The 20,509-nt window shown below is 71.1% G+C and carries 20 protein-coding genes and 1 pseudogene; 5 read left to right on the top strand and 16 right to left on the bottom strand.

What is annotated here, in order from left to right; all coding sequences use genetic code 11:
* The 7 genes and pseudogenes from AOJ26_RS41850 to AOJ26_RS16000 all read right to left on the bottom strand — a co-directional run.
* Window positions 1–1,407, bottom strand: a pseudogene (locus AOJ26_RS41850) (5,6-dimethylbenzimidazole synthase); the annotation flags it as partial.
* A gap of 377 nt (window positions 1,408–1,784) precedes the next feature.
* Window positions 1,785–2,996 carry a precorrin-6y C5,15-methyltransferase (decarboxylating) subunit CbiE gene (gene cbiE / locus AOJ26_RS16025; RefSeq protein WP_053848957.1) on the bottom strand — a complete coding sequence of 404 codons (1,212 nt, stop codon included), beginning with the start codon at window positions 2,994–2,996 and terminating at the stop codon, window positions 1,785–1,787.
* 117 nt (window positions 2,997–3,113) lie between these two features.
* The gene (locus AOJ26_RS16020) at window positions 3,114–3,752 is read right to left on the bottom strand and encodes a GNAT family N-acetyltransferase (RefSeq protein WP_053848956.1); all 639 of its coding nucleotides are present in this window, start codon (window positions 3,750–3,752) and stop codon (window positions 3,114–3,116) included.
* 157 nt (window positions 3,753–3,909) lie between these two features.
* On the bottom strand, window positions 3,910–4,740 hold the full coding sequence (locus AOJ26_RS16015) for a MetQ/NlpA family ABC transporter substrate-binding protein (protein ID WP_053848955.1): 831 nt from the start codon (window positions 4,738–4,740) through the stop codon (window positions 3,910–3,912).
* A 66-nt stretch (window positions 4,741–4,806) separates the two neighbouring features.
* Window positions 4,807–5,532 carry a methionine ABC transporter permease gene (locus tag AOJ26_RS16010; RefSeq protein WP_053848954.1) on the bottom strand — a complete coding sequence of 242 codons (726 nt, stop codon included), beginning with the start codon at window positions 5,530–5,532 and terminating at the stop codon, window positions 4,807–4,809.
* Window positions 5,529–6,560, bottom strand: coding sequence for a methionine ABC transporter ATP-binding protein (locus AOJ26_RS16005; protein ID WP_053848953.1), 1,032 nt, complete (start codon window positions 6,558–6,560; stop codon window positions 5,529–5,531). Before AOJ26_RS16005 ends, AOJ26_RS16010 begins: the two co-directional genes overlap by 4 nt.
* Window positions 6,561–6,879: 319 nt before the next feature.
* Window positions 6,880–7,530, bottom strand: coding sequence for an HAD family hydrolase (locus AOJ26_RS16000; RefSeq protein ID WP_053848952.1), 651 nt, complete (start codon window positions 7,528–7,530; stop codon window positions 6,880–6,882).
* A gap of 69 nt (window positions 7,531–7,599) precedes the next feature.
* Between AOJ26_RS16000 and AOJ26_RS15995 the strand changes: the two genes are divergently transcribed.
* Window positions 7,600–7,959, top strand: coding sequence for a hypothetical protein (locus tag AOJ26_RS15995; RefSeq protein ID WP_028807693.1), 360 nt, complete (start codon window positions 7,600–7,602; stop codon window positions 7,957–7,959).
* Window positions 7,940–8,365, top strand: coding sequence for a hypothetical protein (locus tag AOJ26_RS15990; protein WP_053848951.1), 426 nt, complete (start codon window positions 7,940–7,942; stop codon window positions 8,363–8,365). Before AOJ26_RS15995 ends, AOJ26_RS15990 begins: the two co-directional genes overlap by 20 nt.
* A gap of 63 nt (window positions 8,366–8,428) precedes the next feature.
* Here the strand turns inward: AOJ26_RS15990 and AOJ26_RS15985 are convergent, their stop codons facing one another.
* The 3 genes from AOJ26_RS15985 to AOJ26_RS15975 all read right to left on the bottom strand — a co-directional run bounded on the left by AOJ26_RS15985 (window position 8,429) and on the right by AOJ26_RS15975 (window position 10,720).
* Window positions 8,429–8,926 (bottom strand): GNAT family N-acetyltransferase, encoded by a 498-nt coding sequence (locus AOJ26_RS15985; RefSeq protein ID WP_053848950.1) that lies wholly within the window; start codon window positions 8,924–8,926, stop codon window positions 8,429–8,431.
* Window positions 8,927–8,971: 45 nt separating this feature from the next.
* Entirely contained in the window at window positions 8,972–9,478 is a 507-nt protein-coding gene (locus AOJ26_RS15980; RefSeq protein ID WP_053848949.1) for a sigma-70 family RNA polymerase sigma factor, read from the bottom strand.
* Between the two features lie 75 nt (window positions 9,479–9,553).
* On the bottom strand, window positions 9,554–10,720 hold the full coding sequence (locus AOJ26_RS15975) for a glycerophosphodiester phosphodiesterase (protein ID WP_053848948.1): 1,167 nt from the start codon (window positions 10,718–10,720) through the stop codon (window positions 9,554–9,556).
* Between the two features lie 371 nt (window positions 10,721–11,091).
* On the opposite strand from AOJ26_RS15975, the gene AOJ26_RS15970 reads away from it, so the two are divergent.
* A complete protein-coding gene (locus tag AOJ26_RS15970) occupies window positions 11,092–11,763 on the top strand; it encodes a lysophospholipid acyltransferase family protein (RefSeq protein ID WP_053848947.1) in 672 nt (223 codons plus the stop codon).
* Window positions 11,764–11,828: 65 nt separating this feature from the next.
* On the opposite strand, the gene AOJ26_RS15965 is transcribed toward AOJ26_RS15970, so the two are convergent.
* The 4 genes from AOJ26_RS15965 to argH form a co-directional block, all read right to left on the bottom strand.
* Window positions 11,829–13,352 carry an MFS transporter gene (locus tag AOJ26_RS15965; protein ID WP_053848946.1) on the bottom strand — a complete coding sequence of 508 codons (1,524 nt, stop codon included), beginning with the start codon at window positions 13,350–13,352 and terminating at the stop codon, window positions 11,829–11,831.
* Window positions 13,349–13,897: a TetR/AcrR family transcriptional regulator gene (locus AOJ26_RS15960; RefSeq protein WP_053848945.1), complete on the bottom strand. Its 549-nt coding sequence runs from the start codon at window positions 13,895–13,897 to the stop codon at window positions 13,349–13,351. The genes AOJ26_RS15965 and AOJ26_RS15960 overlap by 4 nt, the downstream gene beginning before the upstream one ends.
* Window positions 13,898–13,981: 84 nt before the next feature.
* On the bottom strand, window positions 13,982–14,953 hold the full coding sequence (locus AOJ26_RS15955; RefSeq protein ID WP_053848944.1) for an aldo/keto reductase: 972 nt from the start codon (window positions 14,951–14,953) through the stop codon (window positions 13,982–13,984).
* Window positions 14,954–15,055: 102 nt separating this feature from the next.
* Window positions 15,056–16,480 carry an argininosuccinate lyase gene (gene argH, locus AOJ26_RS15950; protein ID WP_053848943.1) on the bottom strand — a complete coding sequence of 475 codons (1,425 nt, stop codon included), beginning with the start codon at window positions 16,478–16,480 and terminating at the stop codon, window positions 15,056–15,058.
* A 220-nt stretch (window positions 16,481–16,700) separates the two neighbouring features.
* Here argH and AOJ26_RS15945 point away from each other — a divergent pair, with 220 nt between their 5' ends.
* Entirely contained in the window at window positions 16,701–17,567 is an 867-nt protein-coding gene (locus AOJ26_RS15945; protein WP_053848942.1) for a hypothetical protein, read from the top strand.
* A gap of 121 nt (window positions 17,568–17,688) precedes the next feature.
* Window positions 17,689–18,276 carry a pyridoxamine 5'-phosphate oxidase family protein gene (locus AOJ26_RS15940; protein ID WP_053848941.1) on the top strand — a complete coding sequence of 196 codons (588 nt, stop codon included), beginning with the start codon at window positions 17,689–17,691 and terminating at the stop codon, window positions 18,274–18,276.
* A gap of 1 nt (window position 18,277) precedes the next feature.
* Here the strand turns inward: AOJ26_RS15940 and AOJ26_RS15935 are convergent, their stop codons facing one another.
* Both AOJ26_RS15935 and AOJ26_RS15930 read right to left on the bottom strand, forming a co-directional pair.
* Window positions 18,278–19,720, bottom strand: a complete 1,443-nt coding sequence (locus AOJ26_RS15935; protein ID WP_053848940.1) for a sensor histidine kinase — start codon at window positions 19,718–19,720, stop codon at window positions 18,278–18,280.
* Window positions 19,717–20,457, bottom strand: a complete 741-nt coding sequence (locus tag AOJ26_RS15930; protein ID WP_053848939.1) for a response regulator transcription factor — start codon at window positions 20,455–20,457, stop codon at window positions 19,717–19,719. Before AOJ26_RS15930 ends, AOJ26_RS15935 begins: the two co-directional genes overlap by 4 nt.
* Window positions 20,458–20,509 lie beyond the last annotated feature (52 nt).

The raw sequence follows: 20,509 nt of genomic DNA, 5'->3' as shown, positions 1-20,509 counted from the left end.
TTCCGGGGCTGCGGCTTCCGGGGCGGGGGCGGGTTCCTGAGCCACGACTACGGGCTCCTGGGCGGCCAGCGCTTCCTGGGCAGCGTCCGGAGCGGTCACGGCATCCTGAGCGGGAGCCAGGTCCGGAGCAACGGCCTCCTGGGACGGGCCCGCCTCCTCCCCCACGACGGCTTCCGCGTCCTGGACCGCAACCGTCTCCGGGGCGACAGCGACGTCCTCGGCCGGCAAGGCTTCCGGCGCAACCTCTTCCGGCACGACCTGTTCCGGCACGGCGACGGCCTGCGGGGCAACGGCGACTGCCTCCTCCGGTCCCTCCGGTCCCTGCACTTCCTCCGCGTCCGACTCGACCCCGGCGACCTCGCCCCCGGCCACCACGGGCTCGGGCGCAACGGGCTGGGCCGCATCGGGCTCAGTAACGGCGGTCTCGGCGACCGGCACAGCCTCGGGCGCGGGCTCCTGGACGTCCTCCGCCGCCGGAGCGGCCTCAGCGGCATCGACAGCGGCGGCCTGGCCCGGCACCTGGGCCACGTCGGTGACGGGCACGTCCGCCCCGGCAGCCGGGGCCGGCTGGACCGCCTCGGGCAGGGGGCCGTCCCCCGGTACCTGCCCCGCGCCCGGGTCCGCGCCGGCGACAACGGCAGGCGCGCCCTCCACAGGCTGAGCTCCGCCGGCCCCGGGAGCAGCAGCTCCGGAAGCGTCGGCTGCGGAACCCTCGACCGCCGCCTGGCCCACCTCGCCGACCGGAACCTGCATCGGCTCCGGCGCGGGCACGGCCTCCGGCACCGGAGTCTCGGCAACCGCGGCCTGCGCCGCACCCACCGGTTCCGGAGCCGGAGCCGGTTCCGGAGCCGGAACAACCGTTTCGGCAGCCGGGGCCACCGTGCTCACCTGCGTCTGGACGGCGGCCTGGGCCGGGGCACCCCACGGGGCGGCGCCCTGCGGCTGCGCGGTCTCGAAGTACTCGGGGCCCGGCGCGGCCGCGGCCGGCTGCCGTACCGGCGCGCCCGCGGGGCCGCGGTCGGCGAGGGAGCGGACCGGGCTCGCGGAGGCGTCGGGGATCGGCGGGCCGAGGTGCAGGGGCCGGCGGGGCGTGATGGGCGGGATCGGCACCGAGGGAGCCTGCGGCCGGGGCGTGCGGACGGCGCTCAGATCGTGCGCTCCGCTGTCGCGGCCGGACATCTCGTGCGGGCCCGGCTCGTGGACGGTCTCCACGACCGGTTCCGGGGCGGGCGGGGCGACCTCGTTGCCCCAGGGGCTCTGGGCGCCCGGCAGCAGCAACAGGTCTTCGTCCTCGGCGGTGGTCTCGGAGAGGTAGGTGTACGCACCCGGCGCGGGGACGCCCGGCTGTTCCACCATGCCTGCGTTCTCCGGCAGTCCCTCGCCCGGAACCTGGCCGGTGTCGGTCATGCGTACCCCTCGCCCATCGGTTAGTGCTTCTACGACCAGCTCACCGGGGACGGCGCACCGACCGCCCCCGTGGTGAAGAACGAGCGTGCGTGCCCAGCGGCACGAACGGCCCGCCGAGAAAGACGACAAAGCCATTAACTGGCATTGTCCCGGCCGTTCCCCCGTCGCGACAGGTTGATCCGCGACAGCCCGCTGTGGACTGCGCCACGTTGCGCGTCCTCCGGTTCTGCCGTACCACACCCACCCCAAAACGGGCGCGCTTTCCGGACATTGACGAACGAATGCCGGTCCACCGGGCGCGGTACAACGGTCGGTCAGCCTACCGCGCGCAGTACGACAACAGGATCACGGGGGACGGCGGACCACGGCCGGCGGGGTCAGCCCGTACGGTCCGGGAGCACCGCGCTGAGCAGGAACGCGACGCTCCGTTCCGTCTCCGTCCAGGCCCGGGTGTCGAGTTCGACGGACTGGAGGAGGGCGCACTCGACGCGGTAGCCGTGTTCGGTGAGGTCCCGGCCGACGAGTTCGGCCTCGTCGCGGGTGGCCGCGTGGGCGACGATGCGCTGCGGACGGCGGTCGGCGACCGCGGAGACCACGGCCACTCCCCCGCCGCCGACGCGGACGACGTCCGGTTCGGGAAGGTTCTCCAGGACGTGCGGGGCGGTGCCGGGGACGATCTGGACCTGGAGTCCGAAGGCGCGGGCGTTGGCCTCGGTGCGCTCGCAGGCCCTCAGGTCGCGGTCGACGGCGATGACGGCGGCCCCGGCCCGGGCGGCCTCGGTGGCGAAGGCGCCGCTGCCGCAGCCGATGTCCCACACGAGGTCACCGACGCGGGGTCCCAGCCGGGCCAGTTGCGCGGCACGGAGCGGTTCCAGTTCGCCTTCGCCCATGAGGCCGCCGTAGGACTCGGCGGGCAGGGTCCAGCCGCGCGGGGCGGCGGCCGGGTCGCGACCGGCGATCCAGCCGCCGTCCTCCGTCACGGCCGCGGTGCCGCCGATGACGATGACGATGTTGGGGTCGCGCCAGGTGTGGTCGGCGGCCTTGTCGGAGGGGACGACGGTGACCTGTTCGCGGTCGGTGCCCAGTTCCTCGCAGATGACGAAGGTGCGGTGCACGCCCTCCATCAGCAGGCCGAGTTCGGCGGGCCCGGCGCCGGGTGAGGTGAGGACGGCGACCTTGGGGTGGGCCCGGCACACGTTCACGGCGCGTCGCAGGGTGCGCCGATGTGCGACGACCACCTGGGCGTCGTCCCAGGGCATTCCGGCGCGCGCGAAAGCGGCGGCGACCGAGGACACCCCGGGGACGACCTCGACCTCCAGGCCGAACTCGGGTGCCCGCAGGGTCCGTACGACTCCGAAGAAGCCGGGGTCGCCGTCGGCGAGCACGACCGCGGTGCCGCGGTGGCCGGTGATGCGGCGGGCGGCGAGGGCCACGCTGCCGAGGCGGATGCGCTCGGCGGTGGGGGGCACCTCGGGGAGTGCCAGGTGGTGGGCGGCGCCCGCGACCAGCGTGGCGGCGCCGAGGGCGGAGCGTGCCGCGGCGGTCAGCGGCGAGCCGTCCCAGCCGATCACCGTGACCCGGTCGGCCATCGTCTCTCAGTCTCCAGGGGTGTGCGCAGGCCGTCGTCGGTGGGCAGCCCGCGGGCGGCTCCGTGAGGGTACCCGCTGCGCCCTGAAGCGCTTTCGCCGGCCTGTGTTCGGATCCGGTCAGTTCCAGTCGGAGTACGTCGTGAAGCCGTCCGCGTCGGCCAGTTGGTCGCCCGCTCCGTCGAGGTCCTCGGGCAGCAGGCTCCACACGATGAAGTCGGTGCGGACGTCGCTCCAGGTGCCGTCGTCGGCGCGGACGTGCGCTATGCAGGCGCCGCGCAGGACGCCTTCGCTGATACAGCCGATCTTCTGGGCGACCTGTTGGGAGGCGGTGTTGTCGGCCGCCGTGCGCAGCTCGATGCGCTCGAACTTCTGGTCGGTGAACAGCCACTGGGCGGTGGCGAGCGCGGCCTCGGAGGCGTAGCCCTCGCCACGGGCCCAGGGGGCGATGACGTACGACAACTCCGTGGAGCGGACGTGCCAGTTGGTCTTGGTGAGCTGGACGACGCCGACCAGGCGCTGGGTGAGGAACTCCGTGACGGCGAAGTCGATCCCGCGCCCGGCCTCCCGTTCGGAGGGCGCGTACCGGGTGATCCAGTCGCGCGCCTGTTCCTCGGTGTAGGGCTGGGGCACGTCGGTCCAGGCGCCGACCTGCTCGTCGTTCATCATCTCGGCCAGGGCGGGCACGTCGTCCTCGTCGAGGGGGCGCAGCACCAACCGCTCCGTGCTGATGGAGATGTTGGGGAAGGTGCCAGTCATGCGCCACTCCGTAACCGTCGGAAAACCTGCGAGGCCTGCTGAACTGCCCAGCATGCAGCATGAAAGCGCCGAACCGCATCACGGGGTCCACACATGGTGAACGAGTGGACCCCGTGCGTGGCGATACGTCGTATACGCGCCGGTGGCGTTACGCCGTTCAGAAGGACGCGATGACGGAGCCGGCGTACTTGTCCTGGATGAACTTCTTGACCTCGGGGGAGGTGAGCAGCTTGGCGAGCTTCTTCACCCGCGGGTCGTCCTCGTTGCCGTCCTTGACCGCGAGGAAGTTGCCGTACGGGTTGTTGTCGGCGGACTCCAGGACGAGGGCGTCCGAGGCGGGCTTGAGGTCGGCCTCGATGGCGTAGTTGCCGTTGATGACGGCCGCGTCGACGTCGTCGAGGGAGCGCGGGGTCTGGGCCGCCTCCAGCTCCTTGAACTTCAGGTTCTTCGGGTTCTTGGCGATGTCCGAGGGGGTCGCCTCGTTGCCCACGCCGTCCTTCAGCGTGATGATCCCGTTGGCGTCGAGGAGCTTGAGGGCGCGGGCCTCGTTGACGCTGTCGTTCGGAACCGCGACGGTCGCGCCGCTCTTCAGGGCGTCGGCGCTCTTGACCTTGTGGCTGTAGAGGCCGAGCGGCTCCAGGTGGACCGTGACGACGGGCACGATGTGGGTGCCGCGCTTCTTGTTGAAGTCGTCGAGGTAGGGCTGGTTCTGGAAGTAGTTGGCGTCGACCGAGCCGTCCTCGGTCGCCGTGTTCGGGGTCACGTAGTCCGTGAACTCCTTGACCTCCAGGTCGAGTCCCGCCTTCTTCGCCAGGTTCTCCTTGACGTAGTTCAGGATCTCGGCGTGCGGGGTGGGGCTCGCGGCGACGACCAGCGGTCCGCTGGTGTCGGAGGCGGAGTCGGAGCCGGACGAACCGCAGGCGCTGAGCCCGAGGGTGAGGGCTCCGGCGGCGAGGACGGCGGTGCTGAGCTTTGCGGTGTTACGCACGAAAAGTGCCTTTCCTTTTGGGTGCAGTGACCCCGTGAACGGGTGCACGGGAGATCCGGGGGCGTGTCAGACGGTCTTGGTGTCCGCCGTGGAGGCCTTGAGCAGACGGAGTTTCGGCGCGGGTCCGGAGCGTCCGCCCCGGCCGTACAGTGAGCGGGCCGCGTAGTCGCCGGCGAACTGGATGAGCGAGATGACGACGGCGAGGACCGCGACGGTGATCCACATGAGCTGGGTCTCGAAGCGCTGGTAGCCGTAGCGGATGGCGATGTCGCCGAGGCCGCCGGCGCCGACCGTGCCGGCCATCGCGGAGTAGCCGATGAGGGCGACGACCGTGGTGGTGGTGCTGGCGATCAGCGAGGGCAGGGCCTCGGGGACGAGGACCTTGCGGACGATCGTCCAGGTGTTGCCGCCCATCGACTGCACGGCCTCGACCAGGCCGCCGTCCACTTCGCGGACAGCCGTCTCGACGAGGCGCGCGAAGAACGGGATCGCGCCGATGGCGAGCGGCACGATGGCGGCCTCACGGCCGATGGTCGTGCCGGTGATCGAGCGGGTGAAGCCCATCAGCGCCACCATCAGGATGATGAACGGCATCGAGCGGGCGACGTTCACGACCTGCCCGATGACCTTGTTGGCGACGACGTTCTGGAGGAGTCCGCCCCGGTCGGTGAGGACGAGCAGGACACCGAGCGGCAGGCCGCCCACGACGGCGATGAGCGTGGACCAGCCCACCATGTAGAGGGTGTCCCAACACGCCTGCTCCAGCAGGGGCTGCATCTCGGACCAGGTCACTTGGCACCTTCCTTCACCGGCTCGTGCTCGGAGACGACATCGATCTGCAGGCCCTGCTCGCGCAGGAAGCCGACCGGCACCACGTTGTCCTCGTAGCGGCCGGGCAGTTCGATGCGCATCCGGCCGACCTGGAGGCCGCCGACGGTGTCGATGGCGGCGCCGAGGATCGATATGTCGATGTTGTAGGTGCGCGAGAGCTGGGAGATGACGGGCTGGGTGGCCGCCTCCCCGTGGAAGGTGACGTCGACGACGGTCCGGTCCTCGCCGGTGGCGGCGCCGCCGACGGGGAAGAGCGCGGCGGCCAGCTCGGAGCCGGGGGTCGCGAGCAGTTCGCTGACCGTGCCGGACTCGACGACGCGGCCGTTCTCCATCAGGGCCGCCGAGTCGCAGATCGACTTCACGACGTCCATCTCGTGGGTGATGAGCAGGACGGTGAGGCCGAGCTGCCGGTTCAGGTCGCGCAGCAGCTGGAGGATCGAGCGGGTGGTCTCGGGGTCGAGGGCGCTGGTGGCCTCGTCGGACAGGAGCACCTTGGGGTCGCCGGCCAGGGCGCGGGCGATGCCGACGCGCTGCTTCTGGCCGCCGGAGAGCTGGGCGGGGTACGCCTTGGCCTTGTCGGCCAGCCCGACGAGGTCGAGGAGTTCGAGTGCCTTGCGGGAGCGCTCCTTGCCGGACTTGCCGAGGATCTCCAGCGGCAGCTCGACGTTGTCCTGCACGGTCCGGGTGGACAGCAGGTTGAAGTGCTGGAAGACCATGCCGATACGGCTGCGCGCCCGCCGCAGCTCCTTGCCGGCGCGCGGCCCGCGGCCGGCGAGGGCGGTGAGGTCCAGTCCGTCGACGGTCACGGTGCCGGCGGTGGGGCGCTCCAGCAGGTTGACGCAGCGGATGAGAGAGGACTTGCCGGCGCCGGACTGGCCGATGACGCCGTACACCTCGCCTTCGCGGACGTGGAGATCGACGCCGTCCAGGGCGGTGACCTCACGGCCGCGCGAGCGGTAGACCTTGGTCAGGCCTGTTGTCGTGATCACTGGGGTTCCGTCACTGTCGAGTACCCGGGCGTGGGTGTGCCCTGGTACGGGAGAGAAGTCGTGCGCGGGCACATGGGTCACGTACGGCGTTCACGGCGTACGGACGTGCCGGGCGGCTCGCTTCGGGGCGCGAGGCTCAAGAGGTGGTGCGGGGGCCCTCTAACAGGCGCACATTCGACACATACAACGAGCACCGGGCGTCATGGTCGCCTCGGTCGCAAGGGTGCGGCAGCTCGTCGTGGTCATGCGATCAGTAAAGCAGACGTATGGGAGCGACCAAGAACCCGCTGTCCGAATGGCGGACAGCGGTGGACAGGTCTCAGGCCCGGACGGAGATCTCCACGCCGACGGCGGTGACCTGGGCCGACAGGGCCGACAGGTCCTCGACCACCAGGTCGGCGTCGAGCTCGTGGGCCCGGTGGGTTGTGGTCAACGCCACGGTGGTCATCCCGGCGGCCCGGCCGGCGCGCAGGCCGGCGGGGGCGTCCTCGAGGACGACGCAGCGGGCCGGGTCGACACCGAGTTCGCGGGCGGCGAGCAGATAGGGCTCGGGGTCGGGCTTGCCGCGGGTCACGTCGTCGGCGGCGACCAGGGTCTTGGGGAGGATGCCGACGGCTTCGAGGCGGGCCTCGGCGAGCCGGCGGGTGGCGGAGGTGACGACGGCCCAGCGGTCGGCGGGCAGGGAGTCGAGGAAGGCCCGGGTTCCGGGGAGCAGACGGACACCGCCGTTGGGCACGTCCTGCACCTCCAGTTCCTCGATCCGCGCGACGGCCGCCGGTACCACGTCGGCGGGCAGCAGGTCGGCGGCTATCTCCGCGGCCGTACGTCCGTGCAGTTCGACCCGGGCGAACTCCTCCGCGGTGATGCCGTACTCCCCGGCCCAGCGCGTCCAGCAGCGGTGGACCGATTCCAGGGAGGAGACGAGGGTTCCGTCGTTGTCGAACAGGAGGGCTTCGGCATGGATCTTCATGTCCTCGACCCTACGGTGCGGTGCGGGGTCGGCCGCCTCAGGCCTTTTGGGCCGTAATAGGCTCGCCGCATGTTTGATGCCCTGACGCTGGTGACCGGCGTCGCCGCGCTGCTGCTGGCCGCCTGGTGCGGCTGGGCCGCCTACCGGGACGAGCCCACCAAGGACTGGCACTTCATCGGGATGGCCGTGGTGTCGGTGCTGGCGCTGGTCCAGCTCGTGGTCGGGATCGTGCAGCTCGCGCGGGGCGAGAAGCCGGAGCAGGGCACGACGATCTTCGTCGCGTATCTGCTGGGGGCGTTCGCGTGCGTGCCCGCGGCGGGGTTCATGTCGCTCGCGGAGCGGACGCGGTGGGGATCGGTGACGGTTGCCGCCGGCGGTGTGGTGCTGGCCGTTCTGGAGGTGCGGCTCTATGACATCTGGGGAAGCTGACGTGAGCCGACGGTTGATCAGTGGGCCGGGGACGCTGCTGGTGTGGCTGTACGGCGTGATGGTCGTAGGCGCGGTGTCGAGGTCGGTGTACCAGATCTCCACGGAGTTCGACCGAGCGCCGCTTGCGTATGCGCTGTCCGCGGTGGCGGGTGTCGTGTACGGGTTCATCACGTACACGCTGGTGCGGGGCGGAGAGACGGCTCGCAGGGTGGCGCTGGTGTGTTGTGTCGTCGAACTGCTCGGGGTTTTGACCGTGGGCACCTGGACGTTGGTCGAGCCGTCCGCGTTTCCGGATGCGACGGTGTGGTCGGACTTCGGGATGGGTTATCTGTTCATTCCCGTACTGCTTCCCCTGTCGGCCATCTACTGGCTTCGGAAGGGTGCGCCCAAGGGGGATGCCGCCTGAGGTCCGTCTGGCGGCATCCGGTCCGTGGGGGCTGGTCGCGCAGTTCCCCGCGCCCCTAAAAGATCATGCGGTGGCCGCATACGTTCCCGCGGGCTTCTCCAGGACGATCATCGGTACTCCGTCCGCGCCCTCCGACGTGCCGACCGTCTGGTAGCCGACCTTGCGGTAGAGGCGGAGGTTGCCCTCGCTGCGGTGGCCGGTGAAGAGGCGGAAGCTGGTGGCGCCGCGCTCCTCGGCGAGGGCGGACTCGGCTGCCCGGAGGAGGCGGGCCCCGATGCCGTGGCCCTGGAGGCGGGGGTGGACGCAGAGTTTGCCGATGGCGGCGGAGCCGTCCTCGGTGACGCGGCCGCGGACCGAGCCGACCACCTCGTCTCCCAGGCGGGCCACGAAGACACAGTCCGAGGCGACCTCCGCGCGGACCGAGTCCAGGGTCTGGACGAGCGGATCGATGCGGTAGTTGCCGTACAGCGCCGCCTCACTCTGGAAGCACAGGTACTGCAGCCTGAAGATCTGCTCCGCGTCCTGCTCGGCCGCCGCAGAGATGGTCACGCTCATGCCCATGTGCGCACGCCTCCCGCTCACCTGATCGCCTGTTGTCCCCCACTCCTATCCCCGCGCCCGACGGGTCGCAACCTCCGGTGAGAGCAATCGGCGAAGACATCCCAGGCATCTGGAACGTTCCGGGCCGAGACTGCCCTGTGAGATACCCAACTCCCCCGCGATCTCGCGGTAGGTGAGGTCCCTCGGGGAGAGGAGGGCCGCCATGAGGGAGGGGCAGCGGCCGGGCAGGCGGCGCACCGCGTCGTGCAGGGCCGTGCGCCGGGCGGCGGCGAGGGTGAGCTGTTCAGGGGTGCGCTCGTCGTCGGCCGCCGGTTCGGTGGCGTACGGCCGTTCGAGGCGGGTCGTACGGCGGCTGCGGCGGGACTCGGAGCGGACGGCACGGCGGAGCCAGCCGGGCGGGTCGAGGGGCGGCCCCTGGGTCTCCAGGTGTTCCAGGAGGCGGAGCCAGACCGCCTGCTCCAGGTCGGCCGGTTCCGTACCGGAGGCATGTGCCTCCGCGGAGGCCTCGGCGGTGAGCAGGGGGCGCAGGGTGGCGACCAGGTCGAGCGTCATATGCGGTACGACACGGCCGCCCGGGTCGTGGGTTGCCCGGGCGGCCGCAAGTGCGCCCGATCGGGGGCTGTCGGCTCAGCCGTTGACGAAGTCCTGGCGGGCGAGGAGGCCGGTGTCCGGGTTGTCGGTGAAGACGCCGTCGATGCCGGTGGCGAAGTACCTCTTGAAGGCGCCGAAGGCGTCACCGTAGGCGTCCGCGTCCGTGCCCCTGCGGTACTCGGCCGGCAGGAAGGGGTTCTCGTTGCGCATGGTGTAGGGGTGCAGGATCAGCCCTACCTTGTGGGCGTCGGCGACCAGGGTGGTCTCCTTGTCCAGGCTGCCGTCCGCCTTCCTGGTGATGACCAGGTCGAGGGTGGGGCCGATGCCCTGGGCGTAGCCCGCTATCTCCCGCAGGCCCTTGGGGGTGACGAGGTCGGCGACCGTGCGCGGGTCGCCCGTCTCGACGAAGTCCCAGGGGCGGGTGTTCGCGCCGGACAGCAGGACGACCAGCGGGTTGTCGACCAGCTTGTTCAGCCGCTGGATGCTGGTGGGCTCGAAGGACTGGAGGATGACCGGGGAGTTCCGCCGGTCCTTGCCGTGCTTGTGCAGGAGCTTGGCGACCCGCTCCTCCAGGCCCAGGCCGAGCTTCCGGAAGTAGGTGGGGTGCTTGGTCTCGGGGTAGATCCACACCTGCTTGCCGCGCCTGCGGGTCTGCTCGTCCTGCCACCTGAGGACCTCCTCGAAGGTGGGGATTTCCCAGCGGCCGTTGTAGAGCGTGTTGTGCGGGCGGTTGGCCGGGATGCGTTCGATCGCGCGGAGCGTCTTGAGCTCGGCGAGGGTGAAGTCCTCGGTGAACCAGCCGGTGGTGGAGACCCCGTCGAGGACCTTGGTCCTCTTGCGGTCGGCGAATTCCTTGTGGTCGGCGACGTCGGTCGTGCCGCCGATCTCCGGTTCGTGACGGCAGACCAGGTGGCCGTCCTTGGTGGGGACGAGGTCGCCGGCCTCGACGATGTCCGCGCCCAGGTCGAGGGCGAGCTGGTAGGAGCCGAAGGTGTGCTCGGGGCGGTAGCCGCTGGCCCCCCGGTGACCGATGACCGTGGGCACCGGCAGGCTCTTCAGGCCGCCGCCGTGTCCGCCCGATCCCGCTGTCGCCGCTCTCGCCGTCCCCGACAGGCCCAGGACCGCTCCCCCGGCGCCGAACATCGCGGCCCCCAGAAGTGCCCGCCGTCCGGTGCCGTCCGTGTGCTCGTCCTGCGATCCCATGTGGACCCCTCCTGCCGTCGCCTCTTCGGTGCGGGCCGATCGTAGGTCCGGGTCCGTGACGGGCGGGAGACCTCCGGCGGAACACGCGGGTGACGCGGGATGTCGTATGGGAACAGATGTCTGATGGTTCGTCGGCTTCATGGCCGAGGGCCGGGGTACGCGTCCGTCGGGGCGACGTCCGTCACATCGTTCCGCCCGGGTTTCCGGGAGGAGACGGGGTCCATCCGCAGGTAAACGAGTGTCAACAGTGCGTAAGACCTCGGTGAACCCCGAGCGCCCGATGTGCACGACCCCCCGAGCCGCGAGTAATGTCCTCACCTGCACAGACTCATACAGTTTCCCTGGCCGTTCTCTTGACACCGGAGGGCCCGTTGTCCCGCTTCGCGCTCATCAAGGCAGTGCTCGGACCGATCATGCGCCTGATGTTCCGCCCACAGGTGGAGGGCGCGGAGCACATCCCGGGTGACGGTCCCGTCATCCTGGCCGGCAACCACCTCACCTTCATCGACTCGATGATCCTTCCGCTGGTCTGCGACCGGCAGGTGTTCTTCATCGGCAAGGACGAGTACGTCACCGGGAAGTCCCTCAAGGGCCGCCTCATGGCGTGGTTCTTCACCGGCGTCGGCATGATCCCGGTGGACCGCGACGGCGGCCGGGGTGGGGTGGCCGCGCTGATGACCGGGCGGCGGGTCCTGGAGGAGGGGAAGGTCTTCGGGATCTACCCCGAGGGGACGCGGTCGCCCGACGGCCGGCTGTACCGGGGCCGTACCGGCATCGCCCGTCTGACGCTGATGACGGGCGCGCCCGTCGTCCCCTTCGCGATGATCGGCACGGACAAGTTGCAGCCGGGGGGTTCGGGGATGCCCCGGCCCGGGCGGGTCACTGTTCGGTTCGGCGAGGCGATGGAGTTCTCCCGTTATGACGGGATGGACCGGGACCGGTATGTGCTGCGGGCTGTCACGGACTCCGTGATGACCGAGGTCATGCGGTTGTCGGGGCAGGAGTACGTAGACATGTACGCGACCAAGGCGAAGGCCGCGTAGGGGTTCTTCGGGGTTCGTTGTCGGGTGCGGGCGCATCGTGGTTGCTCGCGCAGTTCCCCGCGCCCCTAGAAGCCCTTGTCGAGCCGTTGGCTCCGCAGCATGAACCATGCTGCCACGGCCGTTGCGAGCAGGACCGCCGCTCCCGCGCCGGCCGCGATCGCGAGACCGTCGACAAAGGCCTCTCGGGCCGCCGTCAGCAGTTCCTGAGCCGTGTCCGCCTGCATCCCGGACGCCGCCTCCACCGCACCCCCCAGGGACTCGTGCGCTCCGGTCGGTGTACCCGTCGGGCCGCTGAAGCCCCGGTAGACGCCCGTCACGATCGAGCCCAGTACGGCGATGCCTAGGGCCGCGCCCAGTTCGTACGCCGTTTCCGATACGGCGGATGCCGCGCCCGCCTGTTCCTTCGGGACGCTCGACAGGATCACGTCCGCCGTCACCGTGAAGGAGAAGCCCGCGCCCACGCCGACCAGCAGCAGGGCCGCGCCCAGCATCGGGTAGCCCGTGGACTCGTCGAGCAGGGTGAGGGAGGCCAGGGCCAGGCCGATGGCCGCGAGGCCGCCGGAGACGACGGCGCGTACCGACCAGCGGCGGGCGACCGTGCCCGCGACCAGCCCCGCCGCCACCGCGCCCGCCGCCGCGGGGAGTTCCGCCAGGCCCGCCTCCAACGGGCGCCTGCCCTGCACCAGTTGGAGGTACTGGGAGAGGAAGAAGACCAGGCCGGAGAGGCCGAGGACGGTCAGCAGGTCGGCCAGGACGGCGCCGCTGAAACCGCGGTTGCGGAAGAGGCGCATGTCGAGGAGCGGGGTCGGGAGGGTCAACTGGCGGCGGACGAAGGCCCAGAGGGCCGCCGCCCCGAGGAGGCCCACCGCGAGCGGCTCCCACCCGACGCCGTGCGAGGCGGCTTCCTTGACCGCGTAGACCACGGCGATCATGCCGACCAGGGACAGGACGACGCTGATCATGTCCCAGGGGCCCGGGTTCGGGTTGCGGGACTCCGGGAGCAGCTTGATGCCCACGAGGACCAGGACGGCCATCACCGGCAGGTTGATCAGGAAGACCGAGCCCCACCAGAAGTGTTCGAGGAGGAATCCGCCGGCGATCGGACCGACCGCCGTACCGGCGGAGGCGGTCGCACCCCAGACGCCCACGGCGAGGCTGCGCTCGCGCGGGTCGTGGAAGAGGTTGCGGATCAGGGCCAGGGTGGCGGGCATGAGGGTGGCGCCGGCGACGCCGAGCAGCGCCCGCGCCAGGATCATCAACTCCGGTGTCGTCGCGTAGGCGTTGAGGATCGACACCGCGCCGAACGCCGTCGCGCCCAGGAGCAGGATCCGCTTGCGGCCGATGCGGTCGCCGAGGCTGCCCATCGACACCAGCAGGCCCGCGATGACGAACGAGTAGACGTCACCGATCCACAGGAGCTGGGTCCCGGTCGGCCTGAGGTCCTCGCTGATGTAGGGGGTCGCGAGGCCGAGGACGGTCGCGTCGACGGCCACCAGCAGCACGGCGAGCACCAGGACGGACAGCGCGAGCCAACGGCCGGGACGCTTCACCGCCTCGGTCGTGGTCGCCGGCCGCAGGGTGCTGGTCATGATTCCTCTCTCCGTAGAGCGCCACCGAGCAGCAGCTCGGTGACCATGTGGGTGAAGTCCTTGGGGGCCACGCGGCCCGCCTGGGTGGCCCAGGCGCACGAGGCGACGAGTCCGTAGAGCGCTTCGGTGAGCCAGGCCGGGGTGAGGTCGATACGGAACTCGCCGTTCCCCTGTCCGCGCGCGAACAGGGCGGCGATCCGTTGGTCCAGTCGGGACCACGGGTCGCTCCCGCCGTCCTCCCAGAGTTCGTTCTCGCCGTAGAGGAAGGCCAGCAGGCCCGCGGCCGGCTCGACCTCCCGCACGAGCCGGCGGACGGCGTCACTCGCGGACCCCTCGTCGAGGCGGGCGGCGTCCAGCGCCGCCTCGCACTCGGCGATGCCGTGCTCCTCCAGCGCCCGGACGAGCGCGTCCCGGCCCGAGAAGTGGCGGTGCAGGGTGGCCCGGCTGATCCCGGCGGCCTTGGCGACCTCGTCCATGGTCGCGGTGGATTTGCGGGTCAGCAGGGCCGCGGCACTGCGCAGCACGTGATCACGGTCGACAGCCATGAGACAAGAGTACCTCGTGTGAGACAAACATGTCTCACGCGAGGTACTGGCGTCTCACCCGCCCTGTTCGAGCAGGGCCTTTCGTCAGTGCCAGGGCAGCTGCCCGCGCCGCTGCCAGTACTCCCGCGGCTCCTCCACCAGCGTCGCGAGCCGGGACAGCTGCTCGTCGTCCAGGTCCACCACGGCCGCGTGCAGGTTGGAGGCGAGCTGGCCGGTGGTGGCGGCTCCCGAGAGCACGACTCCGGCCCAGGGCTGCCGGAGGACGAGGGCGAGTGCCACCGCGTCGCAGCCGAGTGACGTCTCCTCGGCGACGGCCTTCAGGACGTCGGGCGCGTGCGGTCCGGCGAGCCTGCCGTTGGCCATGCCCTCCTTGACGATCACCGTGAGGCCGGCGTCATGGGCTTCCGCGAGGGCGGGGCCTGCCGAGGTCTCCAGGGCGTTGTACGTCGACTGGACGGTACGGAAGAGGGGTTCGCCGTCGACGGTCACCTCCAGTGCGGCGCGGATGGCGTCCGCCTGGGCGGGGCCGCTGGTGGAGAAGCCGATCGTGGTGCCCTGGGCGGCCGCCTCCGCGAGCCTCGCGTGCAGTTCCTTGTCGGTGAGGGCCGGGCTGTCCGGGGTCACCGAGTGGATCTGGTACAGGTCGAGACGGTCGCCGAGCAGTTCGGCCGTCTCGGCGCGCTGACGGTCGTACGTCCGGACGCTGTGGTCCTTGACCTCGTGCTTCTCGGCGTCGGTGGTCCAGCCGGCGGTGTAGGTGTAGCCCCACTTGCTGCCGACGACCACGTCGTCGATGCGGGGGTTCCCGCCGAGCCAGTCGGCGAGGAACTCCTCGCTGCGGCCGTAGGAGCGGGCCGCGTCGAAGTAGCGGACGCCCTGGGCGTAGGCGGCGTCCAGGAGTTCGTGGGTGCGGGCCCGTAGCGTCTCGACGCTCCGGTCGTCTCCCAGGTCCTCGTCCCGGCCCAGGTTGATGTAGCCGGGGCGGCCGACCGCGGCGAGGCCGAGACCGATGTGGCAGGTGGGGGTGGTTGCTGTGGTGAGGCGGGCGAAGGGCATGCCGCCAACGTAACGCGGGATGCCCTTCGCCTCAGGGGTGGGTTGTGGGGTGTTCTGGCGGGTGCGGCGACGTGGTGGCTGGTCGCCCGGTTCCCCGCGCCCCTAAGGGCGATTGGCCCACCGGTGTTGAGCGGCCACGTTCGTCTTCACCTCTGTCAGCTGGACCGCGACCGCGCTCGGGGCCGTGCCGCCCCTGCCGTTGCGGGAGGCCAGGGCGCCCGGGACGTTCAGGACCGTCCGGACCTCCGGGGTCAGGTGGGCCGAGATCTTGGCGAACTGCTCGTCCGTCAGGTCGTTCAGCTCCTTGCCCTCGGCCTCCGCCGCCTTGACGCACTCGCCGGCGACCTCGTGGGCCACACGGAACGGGACGCCCTGCTTGACCAGCCACTCGGCGATGTCGGTGGCGAGCGAGAAGCCGGCCGGGGCCAGTTCCTCCATGCGCTCGCGGTTGACCGTGAGGGTCGCCATCATGCCCGTGAAGGCGGGGAGCAGGACCTCCAGTTGGTCGCAGGAGTCGAAGACGGGCTCCTTGTCCTCCTGGAGGTCGCGGTTGTAGGCGAGGGGCAGGGCCTTGAGCGTGGCCATCAGGCCCGTCAGGTTGCCGATCATGCGGCCGGACTTGCCGCGCGCCAGCTCGGCGATGTCCGGGTTCTTCTTCTGCGGCATGATCGAGGAGCCCGTGGAGAACGCGTCGTGCAGGGTCACGAAGGAGAACTCCTTCGTGTTCCAGATGATGACCTCCTCGGCGATCCGGGAGAGGTTGACGCCGATCATCGCGGTGATGAAGGCGAACTCCGCGACGAAGTCGCGGGAGGCCGTGCCGTCGATGGAGTTGCCGACCGACCCGTGCTCGAAGCCGAGGTCCTTCGCGACCGCCTCCGGGTCCAGGCCCAGCGAGGAACCGGCCAGGGCACCCGAGCCGTACGGCGAGACGGCCGTGCGCTCGTCCCACTGGCGCAGCCGCTCGGCGTCCCGGGACAGGGACTGGACGTGAGCCAGGACGTGATGGGCGAACAGCACCGGCTGGGCGTGCTGGAGGTGGGTGCGGCCGGGCATCGCCACGTCCGGGTGGGCCTCCGCCAGACCGATCAGCGCGTCCTGGAGCTCGGCGATCAGACCGCCGATGATCCGGGCGTGGTCCCGCAGGTACATGCGGAAGAGGGTGGCGATCTGGTCGTTGCGGGAACGGCCGGCGCGCAGCTTGCCGCCGAGGTCGGGGCCGACCCGCTCCAGCAGACCGCGCTCCAGAGCGGTGTGGCAGTCCTCGTCGGCGATCGTGCCCACGAAGGAGCCGTCGGCCACGTCGGCTTCGAGCTGGTCGAGCCCGGCGAGCATGCGCTGGAGCTCGTCGTCGCTCAGCAGGCCCGCCTTGTGCAGCACGCGCGCGTGGGCGCGCGAACCGGCGATGTCGTACGGCGCGAGCCGCCAGTCGAAGTGGACGGACGCGGACAGCTTCGCCAGCGCCTCGGCGGGACCGTCGGCGAAACGGCCGCCCCAGAGCCGGACGTCACCGCTGTTGCTGCTCACTTGCGTTGCTCCTCACCGCTGCACTCCATCGTCATGCATGATTATGCAGAGCTCTGCATGATTCGTCAATCCGGACCGAGGGTGCCCCGTCAGGATCTGCAGAACACGGAGAATTTGCGGTCCCTTTGAACACCAGAAACCGCTTGCCCGTATTCCACGCCGAACGCAGGCGCCGCGTTTGTCACCGAAGACCACTCCCGACCCCGAGTGAGGCATCCGCATGTCCAGGGCTCTTCCGAAGTACAACAAGCGCCGCGTGGCGATCATCGGCGGCGCCGCCGCCGTGGCACTGACCGGGGCGATCGTCGCCGGCACCGCCCTCGCCGGGGAGACCTCCAAGGGCAACGGCAACGCCACCGCCCGCACCCTCGCATCCCCCGGCAGCATCACCTGCCCGGACGTGGCCTCGAAGCTGCCCGCGATCCCCGCCTCCGCCCAGGCGGAGGTCACCCGCAACCTCACCCTCCTCCAGACCCAGATCAACGAGGCCAACAAGCGGCTCGTCGACACCGTCGGCCAGGGCGGACCCAACTTCGTCAACAACGCCATCCTCGGCCCGCTGAAGGACAAGCGCGTCGCCACGGTCAACCGCATCGCCACGGCCATCGGCCGTACGGCGGCCAAGCCGACCGGCCTGGACGCACTCGCACCGTGCACGCTGAACGGCGCCGGCGCGGCCGGCGGCAACACCGGCAACGCGGGCGGCAACGCCAACGCGGGCCAGGGGAACGGCAACGCGAACGGCAACGCGGGCAACAACAACGCCAACGCGGGAGGCAACGCCGCCACCGCCGCCGGCACGATCACGTGCCCGGACGTGGCCTCGAAGCTGCCCGCGATCCCGGCCACCGCACAGGCGGAGGTCACCCGCAACCTCACCCTCCTCCAGACCCAGATCAACGAGGCCAACAAGCGGCTCGTCGACACCGTCGGCCAGGGCGGACCCAACTTCGTCAACAACGCCATCCTCGGCCCGCTGGCCGACAAGCGGAAGTCGACCATCGACCGCATCGCCATCTCGATCGGCCGCACCGCCGCCAAGCCGCAGGGCCTCGACTCCCTGGCCGCCTGCACGCTCACCAAGTGACGTGACAGGCGCTGTGGCCGCCCCGTGTGAGCGCCGGCCGGGGCGGCCACGGGCATGTCCGCGCAAGCGGATGCCCGAATTCCTTAGACAGGCGAAAGGTTTCCGCCCATAATGCTTAGACATGGGAAAGACCTATGAGCGCATAGACGGCCGGCTCCGCTCCTTCATCGAGGCGCAGCCCCTCTTCTTCACCGCGACCGCCCCTCTCTCCGGGGACGGCACGGTCAACCTCTCCCCCAAGGGCCTGCGCGGCTCCTTCGCGATCCTCGACGAACTCACCGTGGCCTACCTCGACTTCGCCGGCTCCACCGCCGAGACGGTCGCGCATCTGCGGGAGAACGGCCGGATCACCCTCATGTGGTGCGCGTTCCAGGGACCGCCGAACATCGTCCGGGTGCACGGGCGCGGTGAGCCGGTCTTCCGGGACGACCCGCGCTTCGGGGAACTGCTCGCCCGCTTCCCGGACATCGACCCGACCGCGCACGGCCTGCGGGCGATCATCGTCGTGACGGCCGAACTGGTCCGCGACTCCTGCGGTTACGCGGTGCCGTACATGGCGTACGAGAGCGACCGCGAGCTGCACGGCAGGCGGTTCTCGCGCGAGGACGACGAGTCGCTCAGCGCGTACTTCGCCAAGAAGGAGCACATCGCGACGAGCCTGGACGGCCTGCCCGGGCTGCCCTTGCCGTTGCCGCCGTCGGCGGCCTGACTCACCCCTGGCCGATCCGGACGGTGAAGGTCGTCGAACCCGGCGCGCTGTCCACCCCCACGCTTCCCCCGTGCGCCTCCACCACCGCCGCCACGATCGACAGGCCGAGGCCCGCGCCGCCGGTCTCCGCCTTGGTGCTGCGGTCGGCGCGGGTGAAGCGTTCGAAGACGCCGGGGCGGATCTCCTCGGGGATGCCGGGGCCGTCGTCGTGGACCTTCAGGAGGACCGCGGTGCCGTTCCGTTCCAGGGTCACCGTCACCTTGGTGCCGGGCGGGGTGTGCAGCCGGGCGTTGGACAGCAGGTTGGCCAGGACCTGGTGGAGCCGGTGTTCGTCGCCGGTCACCGTGACCGGGTCCTCGGGCAGGTCCAGTTCCCAGCGGTGGCCGGACCCCGTGGCCCGCGCGTCCGTGAGGGCGTCCAGGACCAGGCGGGTGAGGTCGACGGGGGCGGTCTCCAGGGGGCGCCCGGCGTCCAGGCGGGCCAGCAGGAGGAGGTCGTCGACCATGGCGCCCATGCGGGTCGACTCGGCGGCGATGCGTTCCAAGGCCCGGGTGATCCCGGCCGGCAGCGGGCCGGGGTGCAGCAGGGCGAGTTCGGCGTGGCCGCGTACCGAGGCCACCGGGGTGCGCAGTTCGTGGCTGGCGTCGGCGGCGAAGCTGCGCAGCCGTTCCTCACTGGCGTGGCGTTTGGTGAGGGCGTCCTCGACGTGGCCGAGCATGCGGTTGAAGGCGCCGGCCACCTGGCCCACCTCGCTGCGCGGGTCGGACTCCGGGGCCCGCGGCGGCAGGGCCACCTCCCCGCTGGCGAGCGGGAGTTCGCTGACCCGGGTGGCGGTCGCGGCGACCCGGCTGAGCGGGCGCAGGGACCAGCGCACCCACAGGGCGCCCGCGACTCCGGCGGCGGTGAGGGCGGCGCCGAAGACGATCCCGGCGACCAGTTCCAGGCGGTGGACGGTGGCCTCGACGGGCTCCAGGGGCATCCCGGTGATCAGGACGTCGCCGTCCAGCCCCCGGGTGGCGATCACCCGGTAGTCGGCGAGGGCGGAGAGGTCGACGCTGTGGCCGCGGCCGTCGGGCACGACCTCCGCGAGCCGTCTCCGGTCGCCGGTGCTCAGGTCGACGTTCAGGGTGCCGCTGGAGCGGACGACGGCCGCGTTGGTGACCGTGCCGTCCACCAGCCGGGCGCCGAAGGTGCCCGTGGCCTGGCGGCGGGTGTCGGCGTGCTCGTCGCCGTCGTGGTCGTCCTTCTGCGGCTCGTCCCTGTGCTCCAGGCTGACCGCGAACCTGTTCCCCGCCTCGGTGAGCTGCTCGTCGAGACGGCTGGTGAGGAAGCCCTTCAGTCCGAGGACCGCGGCGACGCCGACCGCGGCGCAGCTCACCGCCAGCAGCACCACCAGGCCGAGGGTGAGCCGGGCCCGCAGGGTGTACGGCCCGAGGTCCCTCACGGCGTCACCGGCTTGATCACGTAGCCCGCCCCGCGCACGGTGTGGATCATCGGCTCCCGGCCCGCGTCCACCTTCTTGCGCAGGTAGGAGATGTACAGCTCGACGACATGGGCGCGGCCGCCGAAGTCGTAGGACCAGACCCGGTCGAGGATCTGCGCCTTGCTGAGCACGCGGCGGGGGTTGCGCATGAGGAAGCGCAGCAGCTCGAACTCGGTCGGGGACAGCTCGATCAGCTCGCCGCCGCGGGTGACCTCGCGGGCCTCCTCGTCCATGACCAGGTCGCCGACGGCCAGCCGGGGGCCCTCGTCGAGCTGCCGGGCCATGCCCGCGCGGCGCAGCAGTCCGCGCAGCCGGGCGACGACCTCCTCCAGGCTGAAGGGCTTGGTGACGTAGTCGTCGCCGCCCGCCGTGATGCCCTTGATGCGGTCCTCGACGGCGTCCCGGGCGGTCAGGAAGAGCACGCAGACGTCCGACTTCACGGTGTGCAGGGCGCGCAGCACGGCGAAGCCGTCGGTGTCGGGGAGCATCACGTCCAGGACCACGGCGTCGGGGAGCAGTTCCCGGGCGGCCGTCACCGCCGAGGCGCCGTCGCCGGCGGTGCGGACCTGCCAGCCCTCGTAGCGCAGGGCGCCGGTCAGGACCTCGGCGAGGTCCGGGTCGTCGTCGACGACGAGGACGCGCAGCGGGGTGCCGTCGGGGCGGGTGAGGGCGGGGCGGCCGGAGCGTGCGGTGTTCATGTCCTCTCCAGGATCGCCCCTGGCCGGGGCGGCGGGGGCCCGGAGAAGCTCT

This window comes from Streptomyces sp. NRRL B-24085, from assembly GCF_001282115.1.
In the GTDB taxonomy this organism is placed as follows: domain Bacteria; phylum Actinomycetota; class Actinomycetes; order Streptomycetales; family Streptomycetaceae; genus Streptomyces.
Note: the sequence above shows the minus strand (reverse complement) of the source record. Positions and strands in the feature narration are given on the sequence as shown.

What these genes read in the sequence shown, in the direction of transcription:
- cbiE (WP_053848957.1), bottom strand. Translation starts at nt 2,996, where the DNA reads ATGGCCGACCGGGTCACGGTGATCGGCTGGGACGGCTCGCCGCTGACC.
- AOJ26_RS16020 (WP_053848956.1), bottom strand. Translation starts at nt 3,752, where the DNA reads ATGACTGGCACCTTCCCCAACATCTCCATCAGCACGGAGCGGTTGGTG.
- AOJ26_RS16000 (WP_053848952.1), bottom strand. Translation starts at nt 7,530, where the DNA reads ATGAAGATCCATGCCGAAGCCCTCCTGTTCGACAACGACGGAACCCTC.
- AOJ26_RS15995 (WP_028807693.1), top strand. Translation starts at nt 7,600, where the DNA reads ATGTTTGATGCCCTGACGCTGGTGACCGGCGTCGCCGCGCTGCTGCTG.
- AOJ26_RS15990 (WP_053848951.1), top strand. Translation starts at nt 7,940, where the DNA reads ATGACATCTGGGGAAGCTGACGTGAGCCGACGGTTGATCAGTGGGCCG.
- AOJ26_RS15985 (WP_053848950.1), bottom strand. Translation starts at nt 8,926, where the DNA reads ATGGGCATGAGCGTGACCATCTCTGCGGCGGCCGAGCAGGACGCGGAG.
- AOJ26_RS15980 (WP_053848949.1), bottom strand. Translation starts at nt 9,478, where the DNA reads ATGACGCTCGACCTGGTCGCCACCCTGCGCCCCCTGCTCACCGCCGAG.
- AOJ26_RS15975 (WP_053848948.1), bottom strand. Translation starts at nt 10,720, where the DNA reads ATGGGATCGCAGGACGAGCACACGGACGGCACCGGACGGCGGGCACTT.
- AOJ26_RS15965 (WP_053848946.1), bottom strand. Translation starts at nt 13,352, where the DNA reads ATGACCAGCACCCTGCGGCCGGCGACCACGACCGAGGCGGTGAAGCGT.
- AOJ26_RS15960 (WP_053848945.1), bottom strand. Translation starts at nt 13,897, where the DNA reads ATGGCTGTCGACCGTGATCACGTGCTGCGCAGTGCCGCGGCCCTGCTG.
- AOJ26_RS15955 (WP_053848944.1), bottom strand. Translation starts at nt 14,953, where the DNA reads ATGCCCTTCGCCCGCCTCACCACAGCAACCACCCCCACCTGCCACATC.
- AOJ26_RS15945 (WP_053848942.1), top strand. Translation starts at nt 16,701, where the DNA reads ATGTCCAGGGCTCTTCCGAAGTACAACAAGCGCCGCGTGGCGATCATC.
- AOJ26_RS15940 (WP_053848941.1), top strand. Translation starts at nt 17,689, where the DNA reads ATGGGAAAGACCTATGAGCGCATAGACGGCCGGCTCCGCTCCTTCATC.
- AOJ26_RS15930 (WP_053848939.1), bottom strand. Translation starts at nt 20,457, where the DNA reads ATGAACACCGCACGCTCCGGCCGCCCCGCCCTCACCCGCCCCGACGGC.